The sequence below is a fragment of the Lysobacter sp. P5_B9 genome, from assembly GCF_054049835.1.
On the sequence record NZ_JBFULP010000010.1, the window covers coordinates 24,365 to 49,338 of the forward strand.

The 24,974-nt window shown below is 63.7% G+C and carries 28 protein-coding genes and 1 tRNA gene; all 29 read right to left on the reverse strand.

Going from position 1 to position 24,974, the window contains the following annotated elements:
- Positions 1-53: 53 nt before the first annotated feature.
- Entirely contained in the window at positions 54-359 is a 306-nt protein-coding gene (gene rpsN, locus ACXJJ9_RS16335; protein WP_310053768.1) for a 30S ribosomal protein S14, read from the reverse strand.
- An 18-nt stretch (positions 360-377) separates the two neighbouring features.
- A complete protein-coding gene (rplE, locus tag ACXJJ9_RS16340) occupies positions 378-920 on the reverse strand; it encodes a 50S ribosomal protein L5 (protein ID WP_310053769.1) in 543 nt (180 codons plus the stop codon).
- A gap of 1 nt (position 921) precedes the next feature.
- Positions 922-1,230 (reverse strand): 50S ribosomal protein L24, encoded by a 309-nt coding sequence (rplX, locus tag ACXJJ9_RS16345; RefSeq protein WP_056135999.1) that lies wholly within the window; start codon positions 1,228-1,230, stop codon positions 922-924.
- Positions 1,231-1,244: 14 nt separating this feature from the next.
- A complete protein-coding gene (gene rplN, locus ACXJJ9_RS16350; RefSeq protein ID WP_056136003.1) occupies positions 1,245-1,613 on the reverse strand; it encodes a 50S ribosomal protein L14 in 369 nt (122 codons plus the stop codon).
- Positions 1,614-1,628: 15 nt separating this feature from the next.
- Positions 1,629-1,898 (reverse strand): 30S ribosomal protein S17, encoded by a 270-nt coding sequence (gene rpsQ, locus ACXJJ9_RS16355; RefSeq protein ID WP_310053770.1) that lies wholly within the window; start codon positions 1,896-1,898, stop codon positions 1,629-1,631.
- 12 nt (positions 1,899-1,910) lie between these two features.
- The gene (rpmC, locus tag ACXJJ9_RS16360) at positions 1,911-2,096 is read right to left on the reverse strand and encodes a 50S ribosomal protein L29 (RefSeq protein WP_310053771.1); all 186 of its coding nucleotides are present in this window, start codon (positions 2,094-2,096) and stop codon (positions 1,911-1,913) included.
- On the reverse strand, positions 2,096-2,509 hold the full coding sequence (gene rplP / locus ACXJJ9_RS16365; RefSeq protein WP_056136011.1) for a 50S ribosomal protein L16: 414 nt from the start codon (positions 2,507-2,509) through the stop codon (positions 2,096-2,098). Before rplP ends, rpmC begins: the two co-directional genes overlap by 1 nt.
- 6 nt (positions 2,510-2,515) lie before the next feature.
- Positions 2,516-3,274, reverse strand: coding sequence for a 30S ribosomal protein S3 (gene rpsC / locus ACXJJ9_RS16370; protein WP_457098168.1), 759 nt, complete (start codon positions 3,272-3,274; stop codon positions 2,516-2,518).
- Between the two features lie 14 nt (positions 3,275-3,288).
- A complete protein-coding gene (gene rplV / locus ACXJJ9_RS16375) occupies positions 3,289-3,624 on the reverse strand; it encodes a 50S ribosomal protein L22 (protein ID WP_200610756.1) in 336 nt (111 codons plus the stop codon).
- 10 nt (positions 3,625-3,634) lie between these two features.
- Positions 3,635-3,904: a 30S ribosomal protein S19 gene (gene rpsS, locus ACXJJ9_RS16380; RefSeq protein ID WP_310053773.1), complete on the reverse strand. Its 270-nt coding sequence runs from the start codon at positions 3,902-3,904 to the stop codon at positions 3,635-3,637.
- Positions 3,905-3,910: 6 nt separating this feature from the next.
- The gene (gene rplB / locus ACXJJ9_RS16385) at positions 3,911-4,738 is read right to left on the reverse strand and encodes a 50S ribosomal protein L2 (protein WP_310053774.1); all 828 of its coding nucleotides are present in this window, start codon (positions 4,736-4,738) and stop codon (positions 3,911-3,913) included.
- A gap of 10 nt (positions 4,739-4,748) precedes the next feature.
- Entirely contained in the window at positions 4,749-5,045 is a 297-nt protein-coding gene (rplW, locus tag ACXJJ9_RS16390; RefSeq protein WP_310053775.1) for a 50S ribosomal protein L23, read from the reverse strand.
- On the reverse strand, positions 5,042-5,647 hold the full coding sequence (rplD, locus tag ACXJJ9_RS16395) for a 50S ribosomal protein L4 (RefSeq protein ID WP_310053776.1): 606 nt from the start codon (positions 5,645-5,647) through the stop codon (positions 5,042-5,044). Before rplD ends, rplW begins: the two co-directional genes overlap by 4 nt.
- Before the next feature lie 2 nt (positions 5,648-5,649).
- Positions 5,650-6,306 carry a 50S ribosomal protein L3 gene (rplC, locus tag ACXJJ9_RS16400; protein WP_310053777.1) on the reverse strand — a complete coding sequence of 219 codons (657 nt, stop codon included), beginning with the start codon at positions 6,304-6,306 and terminating at the stop codon, positions 5,650-5,652.
- A gap of 11 nt (positions 6,307-6,317) precedes the next feature.
- Positions 6,318-6,629 carry a 30S ribosomal protein S10 gene (gene rpsJ, locus ACXJJ9_RS16405; protein WP_027070119.1) on the reverse strand — a complete coding sequence of 104 codons (312 nt, stop codon included), beginning with the start codon at positions 6,627-6,629 and terminating at the stop codon, positions 6,318-6,320.
- A 456-nt stretch (positions 6,630-7,085) separates the two neighbouring features.
- Positions 7,086-8,276, reverse strand: coding sequence for an elongation factor Tu (gene tuf, locus ACXJJ9_RS16410; RefSeq protein ID WP_457098169.1), 1,191 nt, complete (start codon positions 8,274-8,276; stop codon positions 7,086-7,088).
- A gap of 70 nt (positions 8,277-8,346) precedes the next feature.
- Entirely contained in the window at positions 8,347-10,464 is a 2,118-nt protein-coding gene (gene fusA, locus ACXJJ9_RS16415; protein WP_457098170.1) for an elongation factor G, read from the reverse strand.
- Positions 10,465-10,614: 150 nt separating this feature from the next.
- Positions 10,615-11,082, reverse strand: coding sequence for a 30S ribosomal protein S7 (rpsG, locus tag ACXJJ9_RS16420; RefSeq protein ID WP_310056336.1), 468 nt, complete (start codon positions 11,080-11,082; stop codon positions 10,615-10,617).
- Positions 11,083-11,153: 71 nt separating this feature from the next.
- Entirely contained in the window at positions 11,154-11,528 is a 375-nt protein-coding gene (gene rpsL, locus ACXJJ9_RS16425) for a 30S ribosomal protein S12 (RefSeq protein ID WP_386750850.1), read from the reverse strand.
- Positions 11,529-11,844: 316 nt separating this feature from the next.
- Positions 11,845-16,065, reverse strand: coding sequence for a DNA-directed RNA polymerase subunit beta' (gene rpoC, locus ACXJJ9_RS16430; RefSeq protein ID WP_310056333.1), 4,221 nt, complete (start codon positions 16,063-16,065; stop codon positions 11,845-11,847).
- A gap of 95 nt (positions 16,066-16,160) precedes the next feature.
- Positions 16,161-20,330 (reverse strand): DNA-directed RNA polymerase subunit beta, encoded by a 4,170-nt coding sequence (gene rpoB, locus ACXJJ9_RS16435; RefSeq protein ID WP_457098171.1) that lies wholly within the window; start codon positions 20,328-20,330, stop codon positions 16,161-16,163.
- 466 nt (positions 20,331-20,796) lie between these two features.
- Positions 20,797-21,168 (reverse strand): 50S ribosomal protein L7/L12, encoded by a 372-nt coding sequence (gene rplL / locus ACXJJ9_RS16440; RefSeq protein WP_310056329.1) that lies wholly within the window; start codon positions 21,166-21,168, stop codon positions 20,797-20,799.
- Between the two features lie 74 nt (positions 21,169-21,242).
- Positions 21,243-21,770, reverse strand: a complete 528-nt coding sequence (gene rplJ, locus ACXJJ9_RS16445; protein ID WP_310056327.1) for a 50S ribosomal protein L10 — start codon at positions 21,768-21,770, stop codon at positions 21,243-21,245.
- A 340-nt stretch (positions 21,771-22,110) separates the two neighbouring features.
- Entirely contained in the window at positions 22,111-22,809 is a 699-nt protein-coding gene (gene rplA, locus ACXJJ9_RS16450) for a 50S ribosomal protein L1 (protein WP_310056324.1), read from the reverse strand.
- Between the two features lie 3 nt (positions 22,810-22,812).
- Positions 22,813-23,241, reverse strand: coding sequence for a 50S ribosomal protein L11 (rplK, locus tag ACXJJ9_RS16455; RefSeq protein ID WP_310056322.1), 429 nt, complete (start codon positions 23,239-23,241; stop codon positions 22,813-22,815).
- A gap of 261 nt (positions 23,242-23,502) precedes the next feature.
- Positions 23,503-24,081 (reverse strand): transcription termination/antitermination protein NusG, encoded by a 579-nt coding sequence (nusG, locus tag ACXJJ9_RS16460; RefSeq protein ID WP_310056319.1) that lies wholly within the window; start codon positions 24,079-24,081, stop codon positions 23,503-23,505.
- 10 nt (positions 24,082-24,091) lie between these two features.
- Complete coding sequence (secE, locus tag ACXJJ9_RS16465) at positions 24,092-24,472, reverse strand: preprotein translocase subunit SecE (protein WP_310056316.1); 381 nt, start codon at positions 24,470-24,472, stop codon at positions 24,092-24,094.
- 84 nt (positions 24,473-24,556) lie between these two features.
- Positions 24,557-24,632: transfer RNA gene (locus ACXJJ9_RS16470), tRNA-Trp, on the reverse strand.
- Between the two features lie 112 nt (positions 24,633-24,744).
- A partial coding sequence (locus ACXJJ9_RS16475; protein WP_457098172.1) for an EF-Tu C-terminal domain-related protein occupies positions 24,745-24,974 on the reverse strand: 230 nt, incomplete at its 5' end.

Sequence of the window (24,974 nt, forward strand, 5' to 3'; positions counted from 1 at the left end):
GGCGTTGGAGCAGCCGGCAAGTCTAGCAGACTTCCCGGCTTTTTTACTGCTGCTTACCAGGACGCCTTGCGCAGGCCCGGAACGTCGCCGTTCATGGTCGCCTTGCGCAGCATGTTGCGGCCGAGGCCGAACTTGCGGTAGACGCCGCGCGAGCGGCCCGACAGTTCGCAGCGGTTGCGCTGGCGGCTCTCGGAGGAGTCGCGCGGCAGCTTCTGCAGCTTGGTCGCGGCTTCGATCTTCTCTTCGTACGACGCGGTCAGGCTGGAGATGATCTTCTTCAGCGCTTCGCGCTTCGCGCCGTGCTGCTTGTTCAACTTCTTCCGCTTGATTTCGCGGTTGATCATTGAGGTCTTGGCCATGATCTATGTCTCTCGAAATCAGTTACGGAACGGGAAGCGGAACGCTTCGAGCAGCGCCTTGGCTTCGGCGTCGGTCTTGGCGGTGGTGGTGATGGCGATATCCATGCCGCGGATCGCGTCGACGGCGTCGAAGTCGATTTCCGGGAAGATGATCTGTTCCTTCACACCCATGTTGTAGTTGCCACGGCCGTCGAACGAACGGCCCGACACGCCACGGAAGTCGCGGACGCGCGGCAGCGAAACGTTGATCAGGCGATCGAGGAACTCGAACATCTGGGCGCGGCGCAGCGTGACCTTGCAGCCGATCGGCCAGCCGTCACGGATCTTGAACGAAGCCACCGACACGCGGCTCTTCGTCACGATCGGCTTCTGGCCCGCGATCTTGGTCAGGTCGGCGACGGCGTTTTCCAGGATCTTCTTGTTCGTGGCGGCTTCGCCGACGCCCATGTTGATCGTGATCTTGGTCAGGCGCGGCACTTCCATCGGGTTCGTGTAACCGAACTTCTTGGTCAGGGCCGGGACGACTTCGTCCTTGTAGAACTTTTCAAGACGGGTGTTCATGTCAGATAGCCTCGCCGCTGGAGCGGAACACACGCAATTTGCGTCCATCCTCCAGCACCTTGAAGGCAACGCGTTCGCCCTTGCCCGAGGCAGGGTTGAACAGCATCACGTTGGAAATGTGGATCGGCGCTTCGCGCTCGATCACGCCGCCGGGCTGGCCGGCCTGCGGGTTCGGCTTGGTGTGGCGCTTGATGATGTTGATGTTGGACACGACGATCTTGTCGCCGGCCACGCGGATCACATCACCCTTCTTGCCCTTGTCCTTGCCGGCGATGACGACAACCTGGTCGCCCTTGCGGATACGGTTCATCTCAATTCCTCCGCTCAGAGCACTTCAGGTGCCAGCGAGACGATCTTCATGAACTTCTCGGTACGCAGCTCGCGGGTTACTGGCCCGAAGATGCGGGTACCGATCGGTTCCTGCTTGTTGTTCAGGAGCACGGCGGCATTGCCGTCGAAGCGGATCAGCGAACCATCCGGGCGACGGACGCCTTTGCGGGTGCGGACCACGACGGCGTCATAGACGTCGCCCTTCTTGACCTTGCCACGCGGGATCGCGTCCTTCACGGTGACCTTGATGATGTCGCCGATGCCGGCGTAACGGCGCTTGGAGCCGCCCAGCACCTTGATGCACATCACTTCCTTGGCACCCGAGTTGTCAGCCACGTCGAGGTAGCTCTGCATCTGGATCATGATTCAGCCCTCCTCTTATTCGGCCGCACGGGTGACGATCGTCACCACGCGCCAGTTCTTGGTCTTGGACAGCGGTGCGCATTCGGCCACGCGGACGATGTCGCCCTCGTTGCACGAGTTGTCGGCGTCGTGGGCGTGCAGCTTGGTCGAGCGGCGGATGTACTTACCGTACAGCGCGTGCTTGACCTGGCGCTCGACGAGCACCGTCACCGTCTTGTCCATCTTGTTGCTAACGACCCGGCCTTCTACCGTGCGCAGCGCCTTCTCTGTTTTGTTGTCGGTCATGACTGCGGGTCCTTACTTCTTCTGCCCGAGCAGCGTGTTGACGCGAGCAATCTCGCGGCGCACGCGGCGGGCTTCGTGGGTCTTGGCGAGCTGGCCGGTAGCCTTCTGCATGCGGAGAGCAAACGTCTCCTTGTGCAGCGCGGCCAGGTGGGCCTTCAGCTCGTCGGCCGACTTCGCGCGGAGTTCTTTCAGTTCCATTAGCGCACCGTACGGGTCACGAAAGTGGTGGTGACCGAGAGCTTGGCCGCGGCCAGACGGAACGCTTCGCGCGCCGTGGCTTCGTCCACACCTTCGATCTCGTAGATCATGCGGCCGGGCTGGATCTGGGCGACCCAATACTCGACGTTGCCCTTACCGGAGCCCATTCGGACTTCGATCGGCTTCTTGGTGATCGGCTTGTCGGGGAACACGCGGATCCACATCTTGCCGCCGCGCTTGACGTAGCGGCTGATGGAACGACGTGCAGCCTCGATCTGGCGCGCGGTCAGCTGACCGGTCGCGGTCGACTTGAGGCCGTACTCGCCGAAGCTGACGGCGTTCGCGCTCCAGCTCAGACCGTCGTTACGGCCCTTGTGCATCTTGCGATACTTGGTTCGCTTGGGTTGCAACATGGTCAATTACCTCGCTTCGCGGGCCGGACGGCCACGACCGGGACGATCGTTGCGATCCTTGCGGTCGCCACGGTCCGGACGGTCACCACGCTCAGCGCGCGGCGTGTCGTCCTGCTTTTCCTGGCCAACCTGGGAGAAATCGAAGATCTCGCCCTTGTAGACCCATACCTTGATACCGATGATGCCGTAGGTCGTCTTGGCTTCTGCGAAGCCGTAGTCGATGTCGGCACGCAGCGTGTGCAGCGGCACGCGACCTTCGCGGTACCACTCCGAACGCGCGATTTCGGCGCCATTGAGACGGCCGGCGACGTTCACCTTGATGCCCAGCGCGCCCAGGCGCATCGCATTGCCGACCGCGCGCTTCATCGCACGGCGGAACATGATGCGGCGCTCCAGCTGCTGCGCGATCGACTCGGCGACCAGCTGTGCGTCCAGTTCGGGCTTGCGGACTTCGGTGACGTTGATGTGCGCCGGAACGCCCATCACATCGCTGACTTCCTTACGCAGCTTCTCGATGTCCTCGCCACGCTTGCCGATCACCACGCCCGGACGGGCGGTGTGGATCGTGACGCGCGCGTTGTTGGCCGGACGCTCGATCAGGATCTTGGAGATGCCAGCCTGTGCAAGCTTCTTGCGCAGCATCTCGCGAACCTTGAGGTCGGCCGCCAGGAACGAGGCGTATTGCTTCTTGCCAGCGAACCACTTCGACGTCCAGTCCTTGGAGATGCCCAGGCGGATGCCGGTCGGATGTACTTTGTGACCCATATCTATGCTCCGCCTTACTTGCCCGCGCCCACAACCACAGTGATGTGGCTGGTGCGCTTGAGGATACGGGTGCCGCGGCCCTTCGCACGCGCCATGAAGCGCTTCAGCGAGGGACCCTCGTCCACCGTGATGGTCTTGACGCGGAGGTCGTCGACGTCGGCGCCCTGGTTGTTCTCGGCGTTGGCGATGGCGGACTCGACGACCTTGCGGATCATCGCGGCTGCCTTCTTGTCCGAGAACTTCAGCAGGTTCACTGCGCGCTCGGCCGACAGGCCACGGACCTGGTCGGCGACCAGGCGGGCCTTCTGGGCGGAGATGCGCGCGCTGCGCAGGATGGCTTTCGCTTCCATTGTCATCTCCTTACTTGCCCGACTTCTTGTCGCCGCCGTGACCCTTGAACGTACGGGTCAGGGCGAATTCGCCAAGCTTGTGGCCAACCATGTTCTCGTTGACCAGCACGGGGATGTGGTTCTTGCCGTTGTGGACGGCGATCGTGAAACCCACCATGTCCGGCAGGATCATCGAACGGCGCGACCAGGTCTTGATCGGCTTCTTGTTGCTACCGGCCGTCTCCACCTTCTTGAGGAGGTGGTGGTCGACGAACGGACCTTTCTTGAGGGAACGTGCCATGGCCGATTAGCTCCTACGATCGCGCACGATGAACTGCGAGGTGCGCTTGTTCTTGCGCGTCTTGTAACCCTTGGTCGGCACGCCCCACGGGGTGACCGGGTGCGGGTTGCCCTGACCGGCCTTGGCTTCACCACCACCGTGCGGGTGGTCGACCGGGTTCATGGCCGCACCGCGGACGGTCGGCTTGATGCCGCGCCAGCGCTTCGCACCGGCCTTGCCGAGCTTCTCGAGGTTGTGTTCGTCGTTGCCGACTTCACCAATCGTGGCGGCGCATTCGACCGGCACCTTGCGCATTTCGCCGGAGCGAAGACGCAGCGTGGCGTAGCCCTGCTCGCGAGCGACCAGATAGGCGCTGGCGCCGGCCGCGCGGGCCAGCTGGGCGCCCTTGCCCGGCTTCATCTCGACGCAGCACACGGTGGTGCCCACCGGGATGTTGGTCAGCGGCAGCGTGTTGCCGACGCGGATCGGGGCTTCGCGGCCCGCGATCACCTGGTCGCCATCCTTCAGGCCCTTCGGCGCGATGATGTAACGACGCTCGCCGTCGACGTAGCACAGCAGTGCGATGTGCGCGGTGCGGTTCGGATCGTATTCAATGCGCTCGACGCGGGCGGGGATGCCGACCTTGTCGCGCTTGAAGTCGATGATGCGGTAATGCTGCTTGTGACCACCACCGATGTGACGGGTGGTGATTCGACCGTGGTGGTTGCGGCCACCGGTCTTGCTCTTGGCCTCAACGAGGGCCGCGTGCGGCGCGCCCTTGTGCAGGCCCGGCGTCACCACGCGGACCGCGCTGCGGCGGCCGGGTGAGGTGGGCTTGAAAGTCATCAATGCCATGAATCTATCCTCAGGCCGTGGCCATCACGTCGATCGACTGGCCTTCGGCCAGCGTCACGTACGCCTTGCGCGAATCGGCGCGGCGGCCCATGCGGAACTTGAAGGCCTTGTTCTTGCCCTTCACGTTCACGACGTTGACCGCTTCGACCTTGACCGCGAAAAGCTTCTCAATGGCCGACTTGATGTCTGCCTTGGTAGCGTCCGTCGCGACTTCGAAGACGTATTTGTTGGAAACTTCCTGCAGGCGCGCGGTCTTTTCGGACACGAGCGGTGCGCGGATGATGTTGTAGAGCTTGGCGTCGTTCATGCCAGCCACTCCTCGATCTTCTTGACAGCGTCGGCGGTGACCACGACCGAGTCGGCGCCGACGAGGGCTACCGGATCCAGGCCCTGGACGTCACGCACTTCGACGTACGGCAGGTTGCGTGCCGAGAGATACAGGTTCTCGGTGGCGTCTTCGGTAACGATCAGCGGACGCTTGCCGACTTCCAGGCCCTTGAGCTTGGCGATCAGGCCCGAGGTCTTCGGTGCGTCGACGTCGAACGATTCGACGACCATGATCCGGCCCTGGCGGTTCAGCTCGGACAGGATCGCGGCGATCGCGGCGCGATACATCTTGCGGTTGACCTTCTGCGCGAAGCTGCGCGGCTTGGCCGCGAAGGTCACGCCGCCGCCGACGAAGATCGGAGCCGTCAGCGCGCCGTGACGCGCACCGCCGCCCTTCTGCTTCTTCGACTTCTTGGTCGTGCCGTTGACTTCCGAACGGGTCTTCTGTGCCTTGGTGCCAGCGCGACCGGCGTTGCGGTAGGCAACGACCACCTGATGGACCAGGTCTTCGCTGAATTCGCGGCCGAAGATCGCGTCGGAAACCGACACCGTCTTGGTGCTGTTATTGATTGCGAGTTCCATCATCAAACTCCCTTGCTCGACGGACGCACGATCACGTCGCCGCCCGGAGCACCCGGAACCGCGCCCTTGATCGCGATCAGACCGCGCTCGGCGTCGACCTTGACTACTTCCAGGCCCTGCGTCGTCTGCTGTACGTCGCCCATGTGACCGGACATCTTCTTGCCCGGGAACACGCGGCCCGGCGTCTGGCGCTGGCCGATGGAGCCCGGCGAGCGGTGCGAGAGCGAGTTACCGTGGGTGGCGTCACCCATGGTGAAGTTCCAGCGCTTGATCGTGCCCTGGAAGCCCTTGCCCTTCGTTACGCCCTGGACGTCGACGATCTGGCCGGCTTCGAAAATGTCGGCCTTGATCTCGCCGCCAATTTCAAAGCCACCGATCTGGTCGGCTTCAACGCGCAGCTCCCACAGGCCACGACCAGCATCAACCTTGGCCTTGGCCAGGTGACCGGTTTCCGGCTTGCTCAGCAGCGAAGCGCGCTTCACGCCAGCGGTCACCTGCACGGCGCTGTAGCCGTCGGTTTCGACCGTCTTGATCTGGGTGATGCGGTTCGGCGTGGCTTCGATCAGGGTCACCGGGACCGACTTGCCGTCGGTGGTGAAAAATCGGCTCATGCCGGCCTTACGGCCGACGATGCCCAACGAATACTTCTTCGCGGTCATGGTGGCGGGCCTCAGGTCAGCTTGATCTGCACGTCGACGCCAGCCGCGAGTTCGAGCTTCATCAGCGCGTCCACGGTCTTGTCGTTGGGGTCGACGATGTCGAGCACGCGCTTGTGCGTGCGGGTCTCGTACTGGTCACGCGCGTCCTTGTCGACGTGCGGGGAGACGAGAATGGTGTAGCGCTCGATCTTGGTCGGCAGCGGGATCGGGCCGCGCACTTGCGCGCCGGTCCGCTTGGCCGTCTCGACGATCTCGCTGGCCGAGCGGTCGATCAGGCGATGATCGTACGCTTTGAGCCGAATCCGGATCTTTTGGTCCGCCATGGCGGAAACTCCTTCGTTTAAAGAGCGACAGGTCCGATAACTGGGTGTATCGGACCCCTGGACTTGGTGCTTCAACTTCCCCGGGACCGCACCAAACCCCGGACAACCTTCAAAAACAAAGGCAGACCGGTTTCCCGGCCCGCCCAGACTGGAAGTCATGAACGCGCAAACGGCCCCGTCATCGATGTCCCGAACTATCTTTCGGGACGGACGGAGCACTGCCGCGCGACATTTCCCTGTCTGGCGAAAACGAAGCGCTTCCTGCACCTCATTTCGCTGGTTCGCACCCTTTCCCGAGAGAAAGGCCGCGAGGGTCTTGCATTCTAGAGGGTCTGGGCAGGTCTTTGCAAGCCTGCCCAGTCCTTTTTCTGCCTCCCGGCGTTGACCGGCCGGAGCTGGTCAACGATGGGTTGCCATCCCGGACCGTTTTGTGGCCGGGACAACCAGACATCAGCCTTACTTGATGATCTTGGCCACGACGCCGGCGCCGACGGTACGACCGCCTTCGCGGATCGCGAAGCGCAGGCCGTCGTCCATCGCCACGGGGTGGATCAGCTCCACCACCATCTTGATGTTGTCGCCCGGCATGACCATTTCCACGCCTTCCGGCAGGGTCACGGCGCCCGTGATGTCGGTCGTGCGGAAGTAGAACTGCGGACGGTAGCCCTTGAAGAACGGGGTGTGACGGCCGCCTTCGTCCTTGCTCAGCACGTAGACTTCGGCTTCGAACGTGGTGTGCGGGGTGATCGAACCCGGCTTGCACAGCACCTGGCCGCGCTCGACGTCGTCACGCTTGGTGCCGCGCAGCAGCAGGCCGGCGTTGTCGCCCGCCTGGCCCTGGTCCAGCAGCTTGCGGAACATTTCCACGCCGGTCACGGTGGTCTTCTGGGTCGGACGGATACCGACGATTTCGATTTCGTCACCGACCTTGATGATGCCGCGCTCGATACGACCGGTCACCACGGTGCCGCGGCCCGAGATCGAGAACACGTCTTCCACCGGCATCAGGAACGGCTTGTCGATCGCGCGCTCCGGCTGCGGGATGAACGTGTCCAGCGCGTCCACCAGCTTCAGGATCGCCGGCACGCCGATTTCCGACTGGTCGCCTTCCAGCGCCAGGCGGGCCGAACCCTTGATGATCGGGGTGTCGTCGCCCGGGAAGTCGTACTTGCTCAGCAGCTCGCGCACTTCCATCTCGACCAGCTCGAGCAGCTCGGCGTCGTCGACCATGTCGGCCTTGTTCAGGAACACGACGATGTACGGCACGCCGACCTGGCGCGACAGCAGGATGTGCTCGCGCGTCTGCGGCATCGGGCCGTCCGCGGCCGAGCACACCAGGATCGCGCCATCCATCTGCGCTGCACCCGTGATCATGTTCTTCACGTAGTCGGCGTGGCCCGGGCAGTCAACGTGCGCGTAGTGGCGGTTGGCCGATTCGTATTCCACGTGCGCGGTCGAGATCGTGATGCCGCGCGCCTTCTCTTCCGGCGCCGCGTCGATCGCGTCATAGGCCTTGAACTCGCCGCCGAAACGCTCCGCGCCCACCTTGGTCAGCGCTGCCGTCAGCGTGGTCTTGCCGTGGTCCACGTGGCCGATCGTGCCGACGTTTACGTGGGGCTTGGTGCGCTCGAACTTACCCTTAGCCATGGTATGTCTCTCTTTAAATTACGTATTGATTGAACTGGAAAGCTTGCTTCGAAATTCGATCGGAAACCGATCAGGCCTTCTTCATCACCGCTTCGGCGATGTTGTTCGGCGCTTCAGCGTAGTGATCGAACTCCATCGTGAACGTCGCACGGCCCTGCGTCAGCGAACGGATGGTGGTCGCGTAGCCGAACATTTCGCCCAGCGGCACCATCGCGTTGATCGTCTTGCCCGACGGCGTGTCGTCCTGGCCTTGGAGCAGGCCGCGACGGCGGCTCAGGTCGCCCATGACGTCACCGACGTACTCTTCCGGCGTCACGACTTCGACCTTCATCATCGGCTCGAGCAGGACCGGATCGGCCTTGCGGAAGCCTTCCTTGAACGCCATCGACGCGGCGAGCTTGAACGCCATTTCCGACGAGTCGACGTCGTGGTACGAACCGAACACGAGCTTGGTCTTGACGCCCACGACCGGGAAGCCCGCGAGCGGACCGCTGGTGATGGTTTCGCGCAGGCCCTTCTCGACCGCCGGAATGAATTCCTTCGGAATGACGCCGCCGGTGATGTCGTTGATGAACAGGAAATCGTTCTCGACATCCGGATTCGCCTTGTCGGCGTCGTTCATCGGCGACAGCTCGATCACGACGTGGCCGTACTGACCCTTACCGCCCGACTGCTTGGCGTGCTTGTAGTCCGACTTGACGTCCGACTTGCGGATCGTCTCGCGGTAGGCCACCTGCGGCTTGCCGACGTTGGCTTCCACGTTGAACTCGCGACGCATGCGGTCGACGATGATGTCCAAGTGCAGCTCGCCCATGCCGGCGATGATGGTCTGGCCGGATTCCTCGTCGGTACGCACGCGGAACGAAGGATCTTCCTGCGCCAGGCGACCCAGCGCCATGCCCATCTTTTCCTGGTCGGACTTGGTCTTCGGCTCGACCGCCATCGAGATGACGGGCTCCGGGAAGATCATGCGCTCAAGGGTGATGATGTGGTCCTGCGCGCACAGCGTGTCGCCGGTCGTCACGTCCTTCAGGCCCACGGCCGCGGCGATGTCGCCGGCGCGGACTTCCTTGATTTCAGCGCGCTCGTTGGCGTGCATCTGCAGGATGCGGCCCACGCGCTCCTTCTTCGACTTGACCGGGTTGTAGACCTGGTCGCCGGAGTTGAGCGTGCCCGAGTAGACGCGGAAGAACGTCAGCGAACCCACGAACGGGTCGGTCATGATCTTGAACGCCAGCGCCGAGAACGGCGCCTTGTCGTCGGCGGTGCGGGTGTCTTCCTTGTCGTTATCGTCGATGCCCAGAACCGGCGGACGATCGGCAGGAGACGGCAGCAGGTTGATCACGCCGTCGAGCATGGCCTGCACGCCCTTGTTCTTGAACGCCGAGCCGCAGAACACCGGCACGATCTCGACCTTCAGCGTGCGCGCGCGCAGGCCGGCGATGATTTCGGCCTCGCTCAGTTCGCCTTCGTTGAGGTACTTGTCCATCAGCTCTTCGGTCGCTTCGGCGGCGGCTTCGATCATGAAAGCGCGCGCTTCCTCGGCCTTGGACTGCAGGTCAGCCGGGATGTCGCCGTATTCGAACTTGGTGCCCTGCGATGCGACGTCCCAATGGATCGCCTTCATCTTGAGCAGGTCGACCACGCCTTCGAAGCCGTCTTCGGCGCCGATCGGCACCTGCATCGGCACGGCATACGCGCCCAGGCGCGACTTCAGCTGCTCGACGACCTTGTCGAAGTTGGCGCCGGTGCGGTCCATCTTGTTGACGAACGCCATGCGCGGCACCGAGTACTTGTTGGCCTGGCGCCACACGGTCTCGGACTGCGGCTGCACGCCACCGACGGCGCACAGCACGAACACCGCGCCGTCGAGCACGCGCAGCGAACGCTCGACTTCGATGGTGAAGTCAACGTGGCCGGGGGTGTCGATGATGTTGAAGCGATGCTGCGGCAGGGACTTGTCCATGCCGGTCCAGAACGCGGTCGTCGCAGCCGACGTGATGGTGATGCCGCGCTCCTGCTCCTGCTCCATCCAATCCATGACGGCGGCACCTTCGTGCACTTCGCCGATCTTGTGGCTGACGCCGGTGTAGAAAAGGATGCGCTCAGACGTGGTGGTCTTGCCGGCATCGATGTGGGCCATGATGCCGAAGTTGCGGTAACGCTCGATGGGAGTGGTGCGGGCCACGGGTCACTCTCTTAAGTTTGCGATCTTTGAACTGCGATCTGCAGATGGCCAGATGCCGCCTCGGGGGCGGCGTCCGGTCTGCCGGGCGACATGACGTCACCACGGCAGCAAGGCTGGTTCAGGTGGGCCGCGACGAACGCGGCGCCTGGATTACCAGCGGTAGTGGGCGAACGCCTTGTTCGCTTCCGCCATGCGGTGGGTTTCTTCGCGCTTCTTGATCGCGCCACCACGGTTCTCGGAAGCGTCCATCAGCTCAGCGGCCAGCTTGCGCGGCATGCTGTTTTCGCCACGCTTGCGGGCCGATTCGATCAGCCAGCGCATTGCCAGCGCCAGGCGGCGCGAGGAACGCACTTCAACCGGGACCTGGTAGGTCGCGCCACCGACACGGCGGGACTTCACTTCGACCGCCGGGGACACGTTACCAAGGGCCTTTTCGATCAGCTCGACGGCATTGGGATTCTTTTCGCCGATCACGTCCATGGCGCCATAGACGATCTTTTCAGCGATCGACTTCTTGCCGCTCTGCATGACCATGTTGATGAAGCGCGCGATCGTCTCGCTGCCGTGCTTGGGATCGGGCAGGACCGAACGCTGCGGGGTGGAACCTTTACGCGACATGGTGCGTACCTTTTGCTAAATCTTTGACAAAGCCGGTGCGGATGCAGCGGCGCGGATCGTATGCCTGGAAATCAGGACTTGGGACGCTTGGCGCCGTACTTCGAACGGCTCTGGCGACGCTTGGTCACACCAGCGGCGTCGAGCGAACCGCGCACGGTGTGGTAACGCACACCCGGCAGGTCCTTGACGCGGCCGCCGCGGATCAGCACCACGGAGTGTTCCTGCAGGTTGTGGCCTTCGCCGCCGATGTACGAAATGACTTCGTAACCGTTGGTGAGGCGCACCTTGGCCACCTTGCGGAGCGCCGAGTTCGGCTTCTTCGGGGTGGTGGTGTACACGCGGGTGCAAACGCCACGACGTTGCGGGCAGTTCGCCAGCGCCGGCGAGGCGCTCTTGTAGGTTTCAGGGTTGCGCGGCTTGCGCACCAGCTGATTGATCGTCGCCATCTGTGACTCTTTGTTGAAGGCCGAGGCCTGCGGGTGAATCCCGGGAAAACGAACGGCAAGCCGGATGCAATCCGGCCCGCCGAGACGAAAAAGCATAGCTCGCGTTTGACCTTGTCGTCAACGCGAACTATTGGCCCCAAGCGCGACGCATCTGCGCGCCCGGGAAACTCAGCGATCCCGCCCTGCCCTGGGCCCAACACGAGGCGCTCCGTGCGCCTCATTTGGTGATCTGGACGGATCCCACTCATGGAGCGGACCGTCGGAAAGCGGGCGATTCTACATCGAATCGCCCGCCTTGTGCAGCTTTGACGCGAAATTACGAAGCTTCGGCCTCGTCGCCCGTCACTTCGGCCGTTTCAGCCGGGGCTTCAGTGCTGCCACCCGTCAGGGTTTCCAGCTCGGAAGCCGTCAGGCCAGCGGCATTGCGGCGGCGCTGGGTGTGATAGGCCAGACCGGTACCCGCCGGGATCAGGCGGCCGACGATCACGTTTTCCTTGAGGCCGCGCAGGCCGTCGCGGGTGCCGCGGACGGCAGCCTCGGTCAGCACGCGGGTGGTCTCCTGGAACGACGCCGCCGAGATGAACGACTCGGTGGCCAGCGAGGCCTTGGTGATGCCCAGCAGGACCGGGTCGGCCTTGGCCAGGATCTCGCCCTTGGACTGCAGGCGGGCGTTCTCTTCGACCAGGCGCTGGCGCTCGACCTGTTCACCGTTGAGGAACTTGCTGTCGCCAGCGTCGGTGATCTCGGCCTTGCGCAGCATCTGGCGGACGATCACCTCGATGTGCTTGTCGTTGATCTTCACGCCCTGCAGGCGGTAGACGTCCTGGATTTCCTTGGTCAGGTACACGGCCAGCGGCTCCACGCCGAGCAGGCGCAGGATGTCCTGCGGGCTCGGCTCGCCGTCCACAACGGTCTCGCCCTTCTCCACGTGTTCGCCTTCGAACACGATGATCTGGCGGTACTTCGGGATCAGCTCTTCGTGCTCGTCGCCGTCGATCGGCTTGATGATCAGGCGCTGCTTGCCCTTGGTGTCCTTGCCGAATGAGACGATGCCGGAGATCTCGGCGAGGATCGCCGGGTCCTTCGGCTTGCGCGCCTCGAACAGGTCGGCCACGCGCGGCAGACCGCCGGTGATGTCGCGGGTCTTCGACGCTTCCTGCGGAATCTTCGCAACCACGTCACCCACGCCGACCGGAGCGCCGTCCTGCAGGTTGACGATCGAGCGCGGCGGCAGCATGTACTGCGCCGGCAGGTCGGTGCCCGGGATCGACAGGTCCTTGCCGTTCTTGTCGACGATGCGGACGATCGGGCGCAGGTCCTTGCCCTGCGAACCGCGACGCTTCGGATCGGTGATCTCGCGCGAGGCCAGGCCGGTCAGTTCGTCGGTCTTCTCGATGACGGTGACGCCATCGATGAAGTCGATGAAGCGGATGAAGCCGGCGACTTCCGAGACGATCGGGTGGTTATGCGGATCCCAGTTGGCGATCTGCTGGCCGGCCTTGATCTCGGCGCCGTCCTTGATCGCGATGGTCGCGCCGTACGGCAGCTTGTAACGCTCGCGCTCGCGGCCATGGCCGTCGAGCACGGACAGTTCACCCGAACGCGACACGGCCACGCGGTGGCCCTGGCTGTGTTCGACGAACTTGAGGTTGTTGTACTTCAGCGTACCGGTGGTCTTGACCGTCACGTTGTCGATGGCAGCCGCACGCGACGCCGCACCACCGATGTGGAAGGTACGCATGGTCAGCTGGGTGCCCGGCTCGCCGATCGACTGCGCGGCGACGACGCCGACCGCTTCGCCGTGGTTGACCAGGTGGCCGCGGCCAAGGTCACGACCGTAGCAGTGCGAGCACACGCCGAACGAGGACCGGCAGGTGATCGTCGAACGCACCTTGATCGACTGCACGCCGGCGTCTTCGAGCTTCTGCACCCAGGCTTCGTCGAGCAGGGTGTTGCGGGTGACGATCGGATCCTCGTCGTTGCCCGGCAGGAACACGTCCTCGGCCACGACGCGGCCCAGCACGCGGTCACGCAGCGGCTCGACCACGTCGCCGCCTTCGACGATCGGGGTCATGGTCAGACCCTCGAGCGTGCCGCAATCGGTTTCGGTGATCACCACGTCCTGGGCCACGTCGACGAGGCGACGGGTCAGGTAACCGGAGTTGGCGGTCTTGAGCGCGGTATCCGCGAGGCCCTTACGGGCGCCGTGGGTCGAGATGAAGTACTGGAGGACGTTCAGGCCTTCGCGGAAGTTCGCGGTGATCGGCGTCTCGATGATCGAGCCGTCCGGCTTGGCCATCAGGCCGCGCATACCGGCGAGCTGGCGGATCTGCGCCTGCGAACCACGCGCACCCGAGTCGGCCATGATGTAGATCGAGTTCATCGACTTCTGCGGGACCGTTTCGCCCTTGGCGTTGGTCACCGAGTCGGTACCGATCGTGTCCATCATCGCCTTGGCGACGCGTTCATTGGTGCGCGACCAGATGTCGACGACCTTGTTGTAACGCTCGCCGGCGGTGACCAGGCCCGACTGGTACTGCTGCTGGATGTCGAGGACTTCCTTCTCGGCTTCGTCGAGGATGCCTACCTTTTCCGGCGGGATCTTCATGTCGTCGATGCCGATCGACACGCCCGCGCGGGTCGCGTAGGCGAAGCCGGTGTACATCAGCTGGTCGGCGAACACGACCGTGTCCTTCAGGCCCAGCATGCGGTAGCACGAGTTGATCAGGCGGCTGATGTTCTTCTTGGTCAGCTCGACGTTGGCCAGCGCGAACGGCAGGCCGTCCGGCAGGATCTCGCGCAGGAGGGCGCGACCGACGGTGGTGTCGACGATCGAGGTCTTCTTGGAACGGGAACCGTCCTCGGCGACCACGGTTTCGGTGATGCGGACCTTGCACTTGGCGTGCAGCTGCACGACGCGGTTGTCGTAGGCGCGCTTGACTTCGGCGACGTTCGCGAACGCCATGCCCTCGCCCGCCTTGTTCTCCAGGGCGCGGGTCATGTAGTACAGGCCGAGCACGACGTCCTGCGACGGCACGATGATCGGCTCGCCGTTCGCCGGCGACAGGATGTTGTTCGACGCCATCATCAGCGCGCGCGCTTCCAGCTGGGCTTCCAGCGAGAGCGGCACGTGCACGGCCATCTGGTCACCGTCGAAGTCGGCGTTGAAGGCCGTACACACGAGCGGATGCAGCTGGATCGCCTTGCCTTCGATCAGCACAGGCTCGAACGCCTGGATGCCGAGGCGGTGCAGGGTCGGGGCGCGGTTGAGCAGGACCGGATGCTCGCGGATCACCTCTTCGAGGATGTCCCACACCTCGGCCTCTTCACGCTCGACCAGCTTCTTCGCCGCCTTGATGGTGGTGGCGAGGCCACGACGCTGCAGCTTGGCGAAGATGAAGGGCTTGAACAGTTCCAGCGCCATCTTCTTCGGCAGGCCGCACTCGTGCAGGCGCAGGGTCGGGCCGACCACGATGACCGAACGGCCCGAGTAGTCGACGCGCTTGCCGAGCAGGTTCTGGCGGAAGCGGCCCTGCTTGCCCTTGATCATGTCGGCGAGCGACTTGAGCGGGCGCTTGTTGGTGCCGGTGATGGCGCGGCCGCGACGGCCGTTGTCCATCAGTGCGTCGACCGATTCCTGCAGCATGCGCTTCTCGTTGCGCACGATGATGTCAGGCGCATTGAGCTCGAGCAGGCGGCGCAGGCGATTGTTGCGGTTGATGACGCGGCGGTACAGGTCGTTCAGGTCGGAGGTCGCGAAGCGGCCGCCGTCCAGCGGCACCAGCGGACGCAGGTCCGGCGGCAGCACCGGCAGCACGGTCATGACCATCCACTCCGGACGGTTGCCGGATTCGAGGAAGGCTTCGACCAGCTTGATGCGCTTGGTGAGGCGCTTGAGCTTGGTTTCCGAGCCGGTGGAAGCGATGTCTTCCTTCAGCTGGATCATTTCCGACTGCAGGTCGATCGTGCGCAGCAGGTCGTAGACCGCCTCGGCGCCCATTGCGGCCTCGAAGTCGTCGCCGTGCTCCTGGCGCGCCTGCATGTACTGCTCTTCATTCAGCAGCATGCCGCGTTCCATCGGGGTCAGGCCCGGCTCGGTCACGACGTAGGCTTCGAAGTACAGGATGCGCTCGATGTCGCGCAGGGTCATGTCCAGCATCAGGCCGATGCGCGACGGCAGCGACTTGAGGAACCAGATGTGCGCGACCGGCGAAGCCAGGTCGATGTGGCCCATGCGCTCACGGCGCACCTTTGCCAGGGTGACTTCGGTGCCGCACTTTTCGCAGACCACGCCACGGTGCTTCATGCGCTTGTACTTGCCGCACAGGCATTCGTAGTCCTTGATCGGACCGAAGATCGCGGCGCAGAACAGGCCGTCACGTTCCGGCTTGAACGTGCGGTAGTTGATGGTTTCCGGCTTCTTCACTTCGCCGTAGGACCACGAGCGGATCAGGTCCGGCGAAGCCAGCGCGATCTTGATCGCATCGAAGTCGATCGCGGGGCGCTGCTGGTTGAACAGATTGAGCAGGTCTTTCATTTCTTTTCTCCAATCGGAGGAATTCGTCGAGGGCTGTGGATCGCTGCATCAGTGGATCGGGAAGCGCGCGGGTCGCGGCGCTTCCCGTCCAGGGTTCAGGTCTCTTCCAGCTCCATGTTGATCGCGAGCGAGCGGATTTCCTTCACCAGCACGTTGAAGGATTCCGGCATGCCGGCCACCATCTCGTACTCGCCGTCGACGATGTTCTTGTACATCTGGTTGCGGCCCTGCACGTCGTCGGACTTCACCGTCAGCATTTCCTGCAGGGTGTAGGCCGCGCCGTAGGCTTCCAGCGCCCAGACTTCCATTTCGCCGAAACGCTGGCCGCCGAACTGCGCCTTGCCGCCCAGCGGCTGCTGGGTGACGAGCGAGTACGGACCAGTCGAACGGGCGTGCATCTTGTCGTCGACCAGGTGGTTCAGCTTCAGCATGTGCATGTAGCCGACCGTGACCGGACGTTCGAATGCCTCACCGGTACGACCATCGTGGAGGATGGTCTGGCCGCTGAGCGGCAGCTCGGCGAGTTCGAGCATCTTCTTGATCTCGAATTCGGCCGCGCCGTCGAACACCGGGGTCGCCATCGGCACGCCGTCGGTCAGGTTCTTCGCCAGCGTCAGCAGCTCCTCATCGGAGAACTGCTTCAGGTCGACGCGTTCCTCGTGCGTGGTGCGATCGTGGTTGTAGATCTCGTCCAGGAACTTGCGCAGATCGGCAACCTTGGCTTGCGCCTGCAGCATGCGGTCGATCTTCTGGCCCAGGCCCTTGGCAGCCCAGCCCAGGTGGACTTCAAGCACCTGGCCGATGTTCATACGCGAAGGCACGCCCAGCGGGTTCAGCACGATGTCGACGGTCTCGCCGTTCGCCATGTAGGGCATGTCTTCGACCGGCACGATCGTCGACACGACACCCTTGTTGCCGTGGCGGCCGGCCATCTTGTCGCCCGGCTGGATGCGGCGCTTCACGGCCAGGAACACCTTGACCATCTTCAGCACGCCCGGGGCGAGGTCGTCGCCCTGGGTGATCTTGCCGCGCTTGTCGGCGAAGCGCTTTTCGAATTCCTTCTCGTGCACTTCAATCTGCTTCTGCGCGCGCTCGATGGCCTCGATGGCCTCGTCGTCCTTCATGCGCAGGGTGAACCAGTCCTTCTTCGACAGGCTGTCCAGCACCAGCGAGGTGACGGTGTCGCCCTTCTTCAGGCCGGCGCCGCCGTTGGCGACGCGCCCGATCAGCTGCGAACGCAGGCGATCGTAGATCGCGCCTTCGAGGATGCGGAACTGGTCGTCGAAGTCCTTCTTGACGCGCTTGATTTCGGACTCTTCGATCTGGCGCGCACGCTTGTCCTTCTCGATGCCGTCGCGGGTGAAGACCTGGACGTCGATGACGACGCCGTCCATGCCCGGCGGAACGCGCAGCGAGCTGTCCTTCACGTCGGACGCCTTCTCGCCGAAGATCGCGCGCAGCAGCTTTTCTTCCGGAGTGAGCTGGCTCTCGCCCTTCGGCGTGACCTTGCCGACGAGGATGTCGCCGGCGCGCACTTCCGCACCGATGTACACCACGCCCGACTCGTCGAGGCGGTTCAGGGCCTGCTCGGAGACGTTCGGGATGTCGGCGGAGATTTCTTCCGGCCCGAGCTTGGTGTCGCGCGCCTGGACGGTGAGTTCCTCGATGTGGATCGTGGTGTAACGATCCTCTTCGACCACGCGCTCGGAGAGCAGGATCGAGTCTTCGAAGTTGTAGCCGTTCCACGGCATGAACGCGATGAGCATGTTCTGGCCGAGCGCGAGCTCGCCGATGTCGGTCGAGGGACCGTCGGCCAGCACGTCGCCGCGCGCAACCACGTTGCCCACCTTCACCAGCGGAGACTGGTTGATGCAGGTGTTCTGGTTGGAGCGCGTGTACTTGATCAGGTTGTAGATATCGACGCCGGCATCATGCTCGTCGGTGATCTCGCTCTCGTTGACCTTGACCACGATGCGGGCCGCGTCGATCTGCTCGATAACGCCGCCACGCAGTGCGTTCACGGTCACGCCCGAGTCGCGCGCCACGGCGCGCTCGATGCCGGTACCGACCAGCGGCTTCTGCGACTTCAGCGTCGGCACGGCCTGGCGCTGCATGTTCGCGCCCATCAGCGCGCGGTTGGCGTCGTCGTGCTCGAGGAACGGCACCAGCGCGGCCGCGACCGACACGGTCTGCATCGGCGAGACGTCCATGAAGTGGATCTCGCTCGGCGGCTTGAGCATCGACTCGCCCGCGAAGCGGCAGTCGACGAACTGGGCGGTGATGTGGCCCTTCTCGTCGCGCGGCGCGTTGGCCTGGGCGATGACGTACTCGTTTTCTTCGATCGCCGACAGGTACTCGATGTCGTCGGTCACGCGGCCTTCCACGACCTTGCGGTACGGCGTCTCGAGGAAGCCGTAGCGGTTGGTGCGTGCGAACACGGCAAGCGAGTTGATCAGGCCGATGTTCGGGCCTTCAGGCGTCTCGATCGTGCAGACGCGGCCGTAATGGGTCGGGTGCACGTCGCGCACTTCGAAGCCGGCGCGTTCGCGGGTCAGGCCGCCCGGGCCCAACGCCGAGACGCGACGCTTGTGCGTCACTTCCGACAGCGGGTTGTTCTGGTCCATGAACTGCGACAGCTGCGAGGAGCCGAAGAATTCCTTGATCGCGGCGGCCACCGGCTTGGCGTTGATCAGCTCCTGCGGGGTCAGGCCTTCGGACTCGGCCATCGACAGACGTTCCTTCACGGCGCGCTCGACACGCACCAGGCCCACGCGGAATACGTTCTCGGCCATTTCGCCGACCGAACGCACGCGACGGTTGCCCAGGTGGTCGATGTCGTCGACGGTGCCGCGACCGTTGCGGATCTCGGTCAGCACGCGGATCGCGTCGAGGATGTCGGACATGCCGCCACAGGCTTCGCGCAGGCGCGCGGACTCTTCGTCCTTGCGTTCGGCAAAGTACTTGGCGTCATACAGCACCGACGCGCCAGTGACTTCCTTGCGGCCGAGGCGGCGGTTGAACTTCATCCGCCCCACGCCCGACAGGTCGTAGCGCTCGAAGGTGAAGAACAGGTTGTGGAACAGGTTCTGGGCGGCGTCCTTGGTGGGCGGTTCGCCCGGACGCATCATGCGGTAGATCTCGACCAGCGCTTCGAGCTGGGTCTTGCTGCCGTCGATGCGCAGGGTGTTCGACAGGTACGCGCCGCGATCGAGGTCGTTGACCCACAGCGTACCGACGGCGGCAACACCGGCCTTGCGGAACTTGGCCAGATGGTCGTCGTTGATCTCGTCGTTTGCCAGCGCCAGCAGTTCACCGGTGTTGGGATCGACGACGTCCTGCGACAGGATGCGGCCGACGAGGTAGCTGTCCGGCACGGCCAGCGCGGCGATGCCCGAGGCTTCGAGCTGCTTGACGTGGCGCGCGGTGATGCGGCGGCCGGCTTCGACGATGACCTTGTCGCCATCGGCGAGGTCGAAGTCGAGCGTTTCGCCACGCAGGCGTTCCGGGACGAGCTCGAGCTGGACGCCTTCCTTCGGATCGATGTGGAAGGTGTTGATCTCGAAGAACTCGCGCAGCATTTCTTCGTTGTTGTAACCGAGCGCGCGCAGCAGCACGGTCACCGGCAACTTGCGGCGGCGATCGATACGGGTGAACAGCGCGTCCTTCGGGTCGAACTCGAAGTCCAGCCAGGAGCCGCGGTAAGGAATGATGCGGGCGCTGTACAGCAGCTTGCCCGACGAATGGGTCTTGCCGCGGTCGTGGTCGAAGAACACGCCCGGCGAACGGTGCAGCTGCGAGACGATGACGCGCTCGGTGCCGTTGACGATGAAGGTGCCGTTGTCGGTCATGAGCGGGATCTCGCCCATGTAGACCTCCTGCTCCTTCACGTACTTGATGGCCTTGGTCGACGACTCGCGGTCGTAGATCACCAGGCGCACGGTCACGCGCAGCGGGGCGCCGTAGGAGAGGCCGCGGTTGCGGCATTCGCGCTCGTCGAACGGGGGCTCGCCGAGCTTGTAACCGACATATTCCAGCGCGGCATTGCCGCTGTAGCTGACGATCGGGAACACCGACTTCAGCGCCGCATGCAGGCCCTTGTCGTCGCGCTTGGCGGCGTCGACCTTTTCCTGCAGGAACTCGCGGTAGGAATCGACCTGGATCGCGAGCAGGAACGGAACTTCGAGAATGGACCGGCGCTTGCCGAAGTTCTTGCGGATGCGCTTCTTTTCGGTGAACGAATAGTTCGTTTTGGAAGCTGTCGTCATGGGGAGCTACCGCCTCAGTTTTGGAGCCGGGAATCGGGAATCGGGAATCGGGAATCGTTTTTTGTCGTCCCGTTCACAGCCACGGATGGGCCGCTCTGGGATAACTGACAAAAGCAGGACCTTTGTCTTTTTGACGACTCTCTAATCTCGAATCACAAATCCCTGGGAAGAGATTTGAACTGTCAGTTGGAAGCCGCGGGTATTGCCGGCACCCGCACGCCCTCTACAGCTGCTTCCAACTACCAACTCGGTTGGTTTTCTGCCTCGCTCGTGGATCCCAGGCAGTCCGGTTAGAGCGACGCGGAGTCCGGACTGCGTTTTGTTGCGTCCCGGGGCAGGGTTTGGAGCACGCCTGACTCGGGCTTTGATGCTGTTATTTGCGTTACTTCAACAACGGCCAAAGGCCGGGGACTTTCGCCCCCAGCCTTTGGTGGTCGCCATGAGTAACCGGCGACGCAAGTACCGCTTACTTGACTTCGACGGTCGCGCCAGCGGCCTCGAGGTCCTTCTTCATCTTCGCAGCGTCGTCCTTCGACACGGCTTCCTTCACCATGCCGGTCGCTTCGACGAGATCCTTGGCTTCCTTCAGGCCCAGGCCGGTGATGGCGCGGACGGCCTTGATGACCTCGACCTTCTTCTCGCCGGCGGCCTTCAGGATGACATTGAACTCGGTCTGCTCTTCGACCGGGGCAGCGGCAGCGGCCGGGCCGGCGGCCATCATGACCGGGGCAGCGGCGGTGACGCCGAACTTCTCTTCGATGGCCTTGACCAGCTCCATCACTTCCATCAGGGTCTTCGAGGCAACTGCGTCGACGATCTGTTCGTTGGAAAGGGACATTTTATTTACCTCTGGAAATTGTTTATTCAGGATCGCGAGATCTTGCGAATCGGTTAGTGAGTCGCTTCGGCGAATCAGGCTTCGGCTGCGGCTTCGGCGGGGGCGGTTTCACCACCACCCTGCTTGTCGGCCACGGCCTTGACGGCGCGGGCGAACATCGAGGCCGGCTCGGCCAGGACGCGGGCCAGCATGGCCAGGGCCTGATCGCGGGTCGGCAGCGACGCCAGGACTTCGACGTGGCTGGCCGGATACACCTGGCCACCCACGGAGACGACCTTGGCCTGCAGCTTGTCGTTGCCCTTGGCGAATTCCTTGATCAGACGACCGGCAGCGCCGGGTTCCTCGGTCGAGAACGCGTACAGCAGCGGGCCGACGAGCTTGTCCTGGACAACCTCGAATTCGGTACCTGCCACGGCACGTGCGGCCAGCGTGTTCTTGACAACCTTCAGGAACACACCGGTTTCACGGGCCTTCTTGCGCATCGCGGTCATCTGGCTGACCGTGGTGCCCGCGTACTCGGCTGCGACCAAGGAGTGGGCCTTGGCGGCGACGTCTGCCAGCTCGGCGACTACTTCTTGCTTCTGGGACAGATTGAGAGCCATTGCACTCCTCCATATTGAATTCCGCTCACGGCTCCTGCCGCTTGCGGTCCTGGGCGGCGCCTTCCCTGACGCCGGGGATGCTTGCGCATCCCGGTGGTGGCCCTTCCGGAATTTCCAGAGGGGGCTTCACCATCTACGCAGGCCTGCTCCTCACGAAGCCGGATTAAGCGATCCCGCTGGTGGCGACGGCGATTCCCTGCCAGTAACGAGCTCCCTGCCCGTCGTCGTCACGCGCTGACCGCGCCTGCGGTCTTTGACGGCGATCGCCGTAGACGGATGTCTTCGGCGATGCCCTCAAAAACGTTGCTGACGGCGCAAGCGCCGCCAGCCTTGAAACGAATTACTTGAGCGCCAGCGAGGCCTGGTCCACGGTCACGCCGGGGCCCATGGTCGAGCTGATCGCGATCTTCTGCAGGTACTGGCCCTTCGAGGTCGCCGGCTTGGCCTTGATCAGGTCATGCAGCAGCGCTTCGAGGTTGCCCTTCAGGTCGGCATCGTTGAACGAAGCCTTGCCGATGGTGCAATGGATGATGCCGGCCTTGTCGGTGCGGTAACGGACCTGGCCGCCCTTGGCGTTCTTGACCGCTTCTGCCGGGTTCGGCGAGACGGTGCCGACCTTCGGGTTCGGCATCAGGCCGCGCGGACCGAGCACCTGGCCGAGCTTGCCGACGACGCGCATGGCGTCCGGGGTGGCGATGACCACGTCGTAGTTGAGGTCGCCGGCCTGCATCTTGTCGGCCAGGTCGTCCATGCCGACGATGTCGGCGCCAGCGGCCAGGGCTTCATCAGCCTTGGCACCGGCCGGGGCGAACACGGCCACGCGCACGGTCTTGCCGGTGCCGGCGGGCAGCACGGTCGAACCGCGGACCTGCTGGTCGGACTTCTTCGCGTCCACGCCCAGGCGGACGGCGACGTCGACGGACTCGACGAACTTGGCCTTGGTCGAGGTCTTGATGATCTTGATGGCTTCATCGAAGCCGTAGGCCTTGCCCGGAACCACTGCGGCCAGGATGGCCTTCTGTCGCTTGTTCATTGCCATGACTTAGCCCTCCACCACCAGACCCATGGAACGGGCGGAGCCCGCAATCGTCTTCACCGCCGCGTCCAGATCGGCCGCAGTCAGGTCGGCTTCCTTCGCCTTGGCGATGTCTTCCAGCTGCTTGCGGGTGACCTTGCCCACCTTCTCGGTGTTCGGGCGCTTGGAGCCGGACTGGATGCCGGCAGCCTTCTTCAGCAGCACCGAAGCCGGGGTCGACTTGGTGACGAAGGTGAAGGTACGGTCGGAATAGGCCGTGATGATGACCGGGGTCGGCAGACCCGGCTCGAGCTTGGAGGTCGCCGCGTTGAACGCTTTGCAGAACTCCATGATGTTCAGGCCGCGCTGGCCGAGGGCAGGACCCACCGGCGGCGACGGGTTGGCCTGGCCGGCCTTGACCTGAAGCTTGATGTAACCAACTACTTTCTTAGCCATTTTGTTCTCTCCGGGTGCTAGCGCCTGTTGTTCAGGCTCCCCATCGGACCGGGAAAATCGCGTGTCCCGGCTTCACGTGTTGCAGGTTTTCCAGACGCTGACAGCCGCCAAAGCGGCGGCTGAGGTTCCTGAACGAGCTCGCGCCTTCGGCGGCGAGCCCGCGACTATAGCAGTTTTTTTGGGGCCTTGCCCGGGCTAAGCCCGCCTGGCTTGGCTAGCCGCGGCGGCGGCCCGACCTGAGCCGCCACTTCCGGCGTTGCGCTACTTCGCCTTTTCGACCTGGCCAAACTCCAGCTCGACCGGGGTCGAGCGGCCGAAAATGAGCACCGCCACGCGCAGGCGGCTCTTGTCGTAGTTGATTTCCTCGACCACGCCATTGAAGTCGATGAACGGGCCATCGGTGACGCGGACCATCTCGCCCGGCTCGAACAGCACCTTGGGCTTGGGCTTTTCGACGCCTTCCTGCACGCGCTGCAGGATCATGTCGGCCTCGGAATCCTTGATCGGCAGCGGCCGGTCGGCGGTGCCGCCGATGAAACCCATGACCTTCGGGGTTTCCTTGATCAGATGCCAGCTTTCGTTGTCAATGCGCGGAATGCCGGCTTCGTCGTGCGTCGCGATCTGGACAAGGACATAGCCCGGGAAGAACTTGCGCTCGGAACGGCGCTTCTGGCCGGAACGCATTTCCACGACTTCTTCGGTCGGAACCAGGACGTCGCCGAAGCGGTCCTGCATCTCGGCGCGCACGATGCGGTCACGCAGCGCCTGCGCCACCGACTTCTCGAAGCCGGAATAGGCGTGGACGACGTACCAGCGCTTGTTGTTGCTGCCTTCGGACACCGACATCTCCTTAGCGTTCCAGAAGGAACTTGACCGCGGTCTGGATCAGCACATCGAACCCGGCCAGGATCAGGCTCAGGATGAGCACGGCGATCATCACCACCCAGGTCGTGCGCAGGGCTTCCTGGCGGGTCGGCCATACGACCTTGCGCAGCTCGAAGCGGGATTCCGAGAGGAATTCGCGAACCTGGGCGCCCTTGGCAGTGGTCAGGAACACGACCGCGCCGGCCACCAGGCCACCGCACACGGCCAGTGCGCGCAGCACCGTCGCCCAGTCGGCGAACCAGTAGAACGCGAACACGCCGGCGGCAACGAGGGCGAGCGCCAGCACGTATTTGACGATGTCGCCGCCGGAAGCCGACGAGCCGGGTTGTTCGACCTTGCTGTTCATTCGGTCCATTGCGCGACCAAGGCCGCGTCACCTGATTGGATACCGGTCCTGAGACCGGCCGCGGAACGATCCGCATCTGAAACGTGGCACGCCAGGAGGGACTCGAACCCCCAACCTGCGGTTTTGGAGACCGCTGCTCTGCCAATTGAGCTACTGGCGTGTATTGCTTGAAACACTTTTGGGTCGCTTCCGAAAAAGGCAACGGCGGCTCGCGCCGCCACGCCTTGTTCGCATGTCAGTGCCGCGCGCCCGGCGCGCGGCACCAACGGGTCTTACTTGATGATCTTGGCCACGACGCCGGCGCCGACGGTACGACCGCCTTCGCGGATCGCGAAGCGCAGGCCGTCGTCCATCGCCACGGGGTGGATCAGCTCCACCACCATCTTGATGTTGTCGCCCGGCATGACCATTTCCACGCCTTCCGGCAGGGTCACGGCGCCCGTGATGTCGGTCGTGCGGAAGTAGAACTGCGGACGGTAGCCCTTGAAGAACGGGGTGTGAC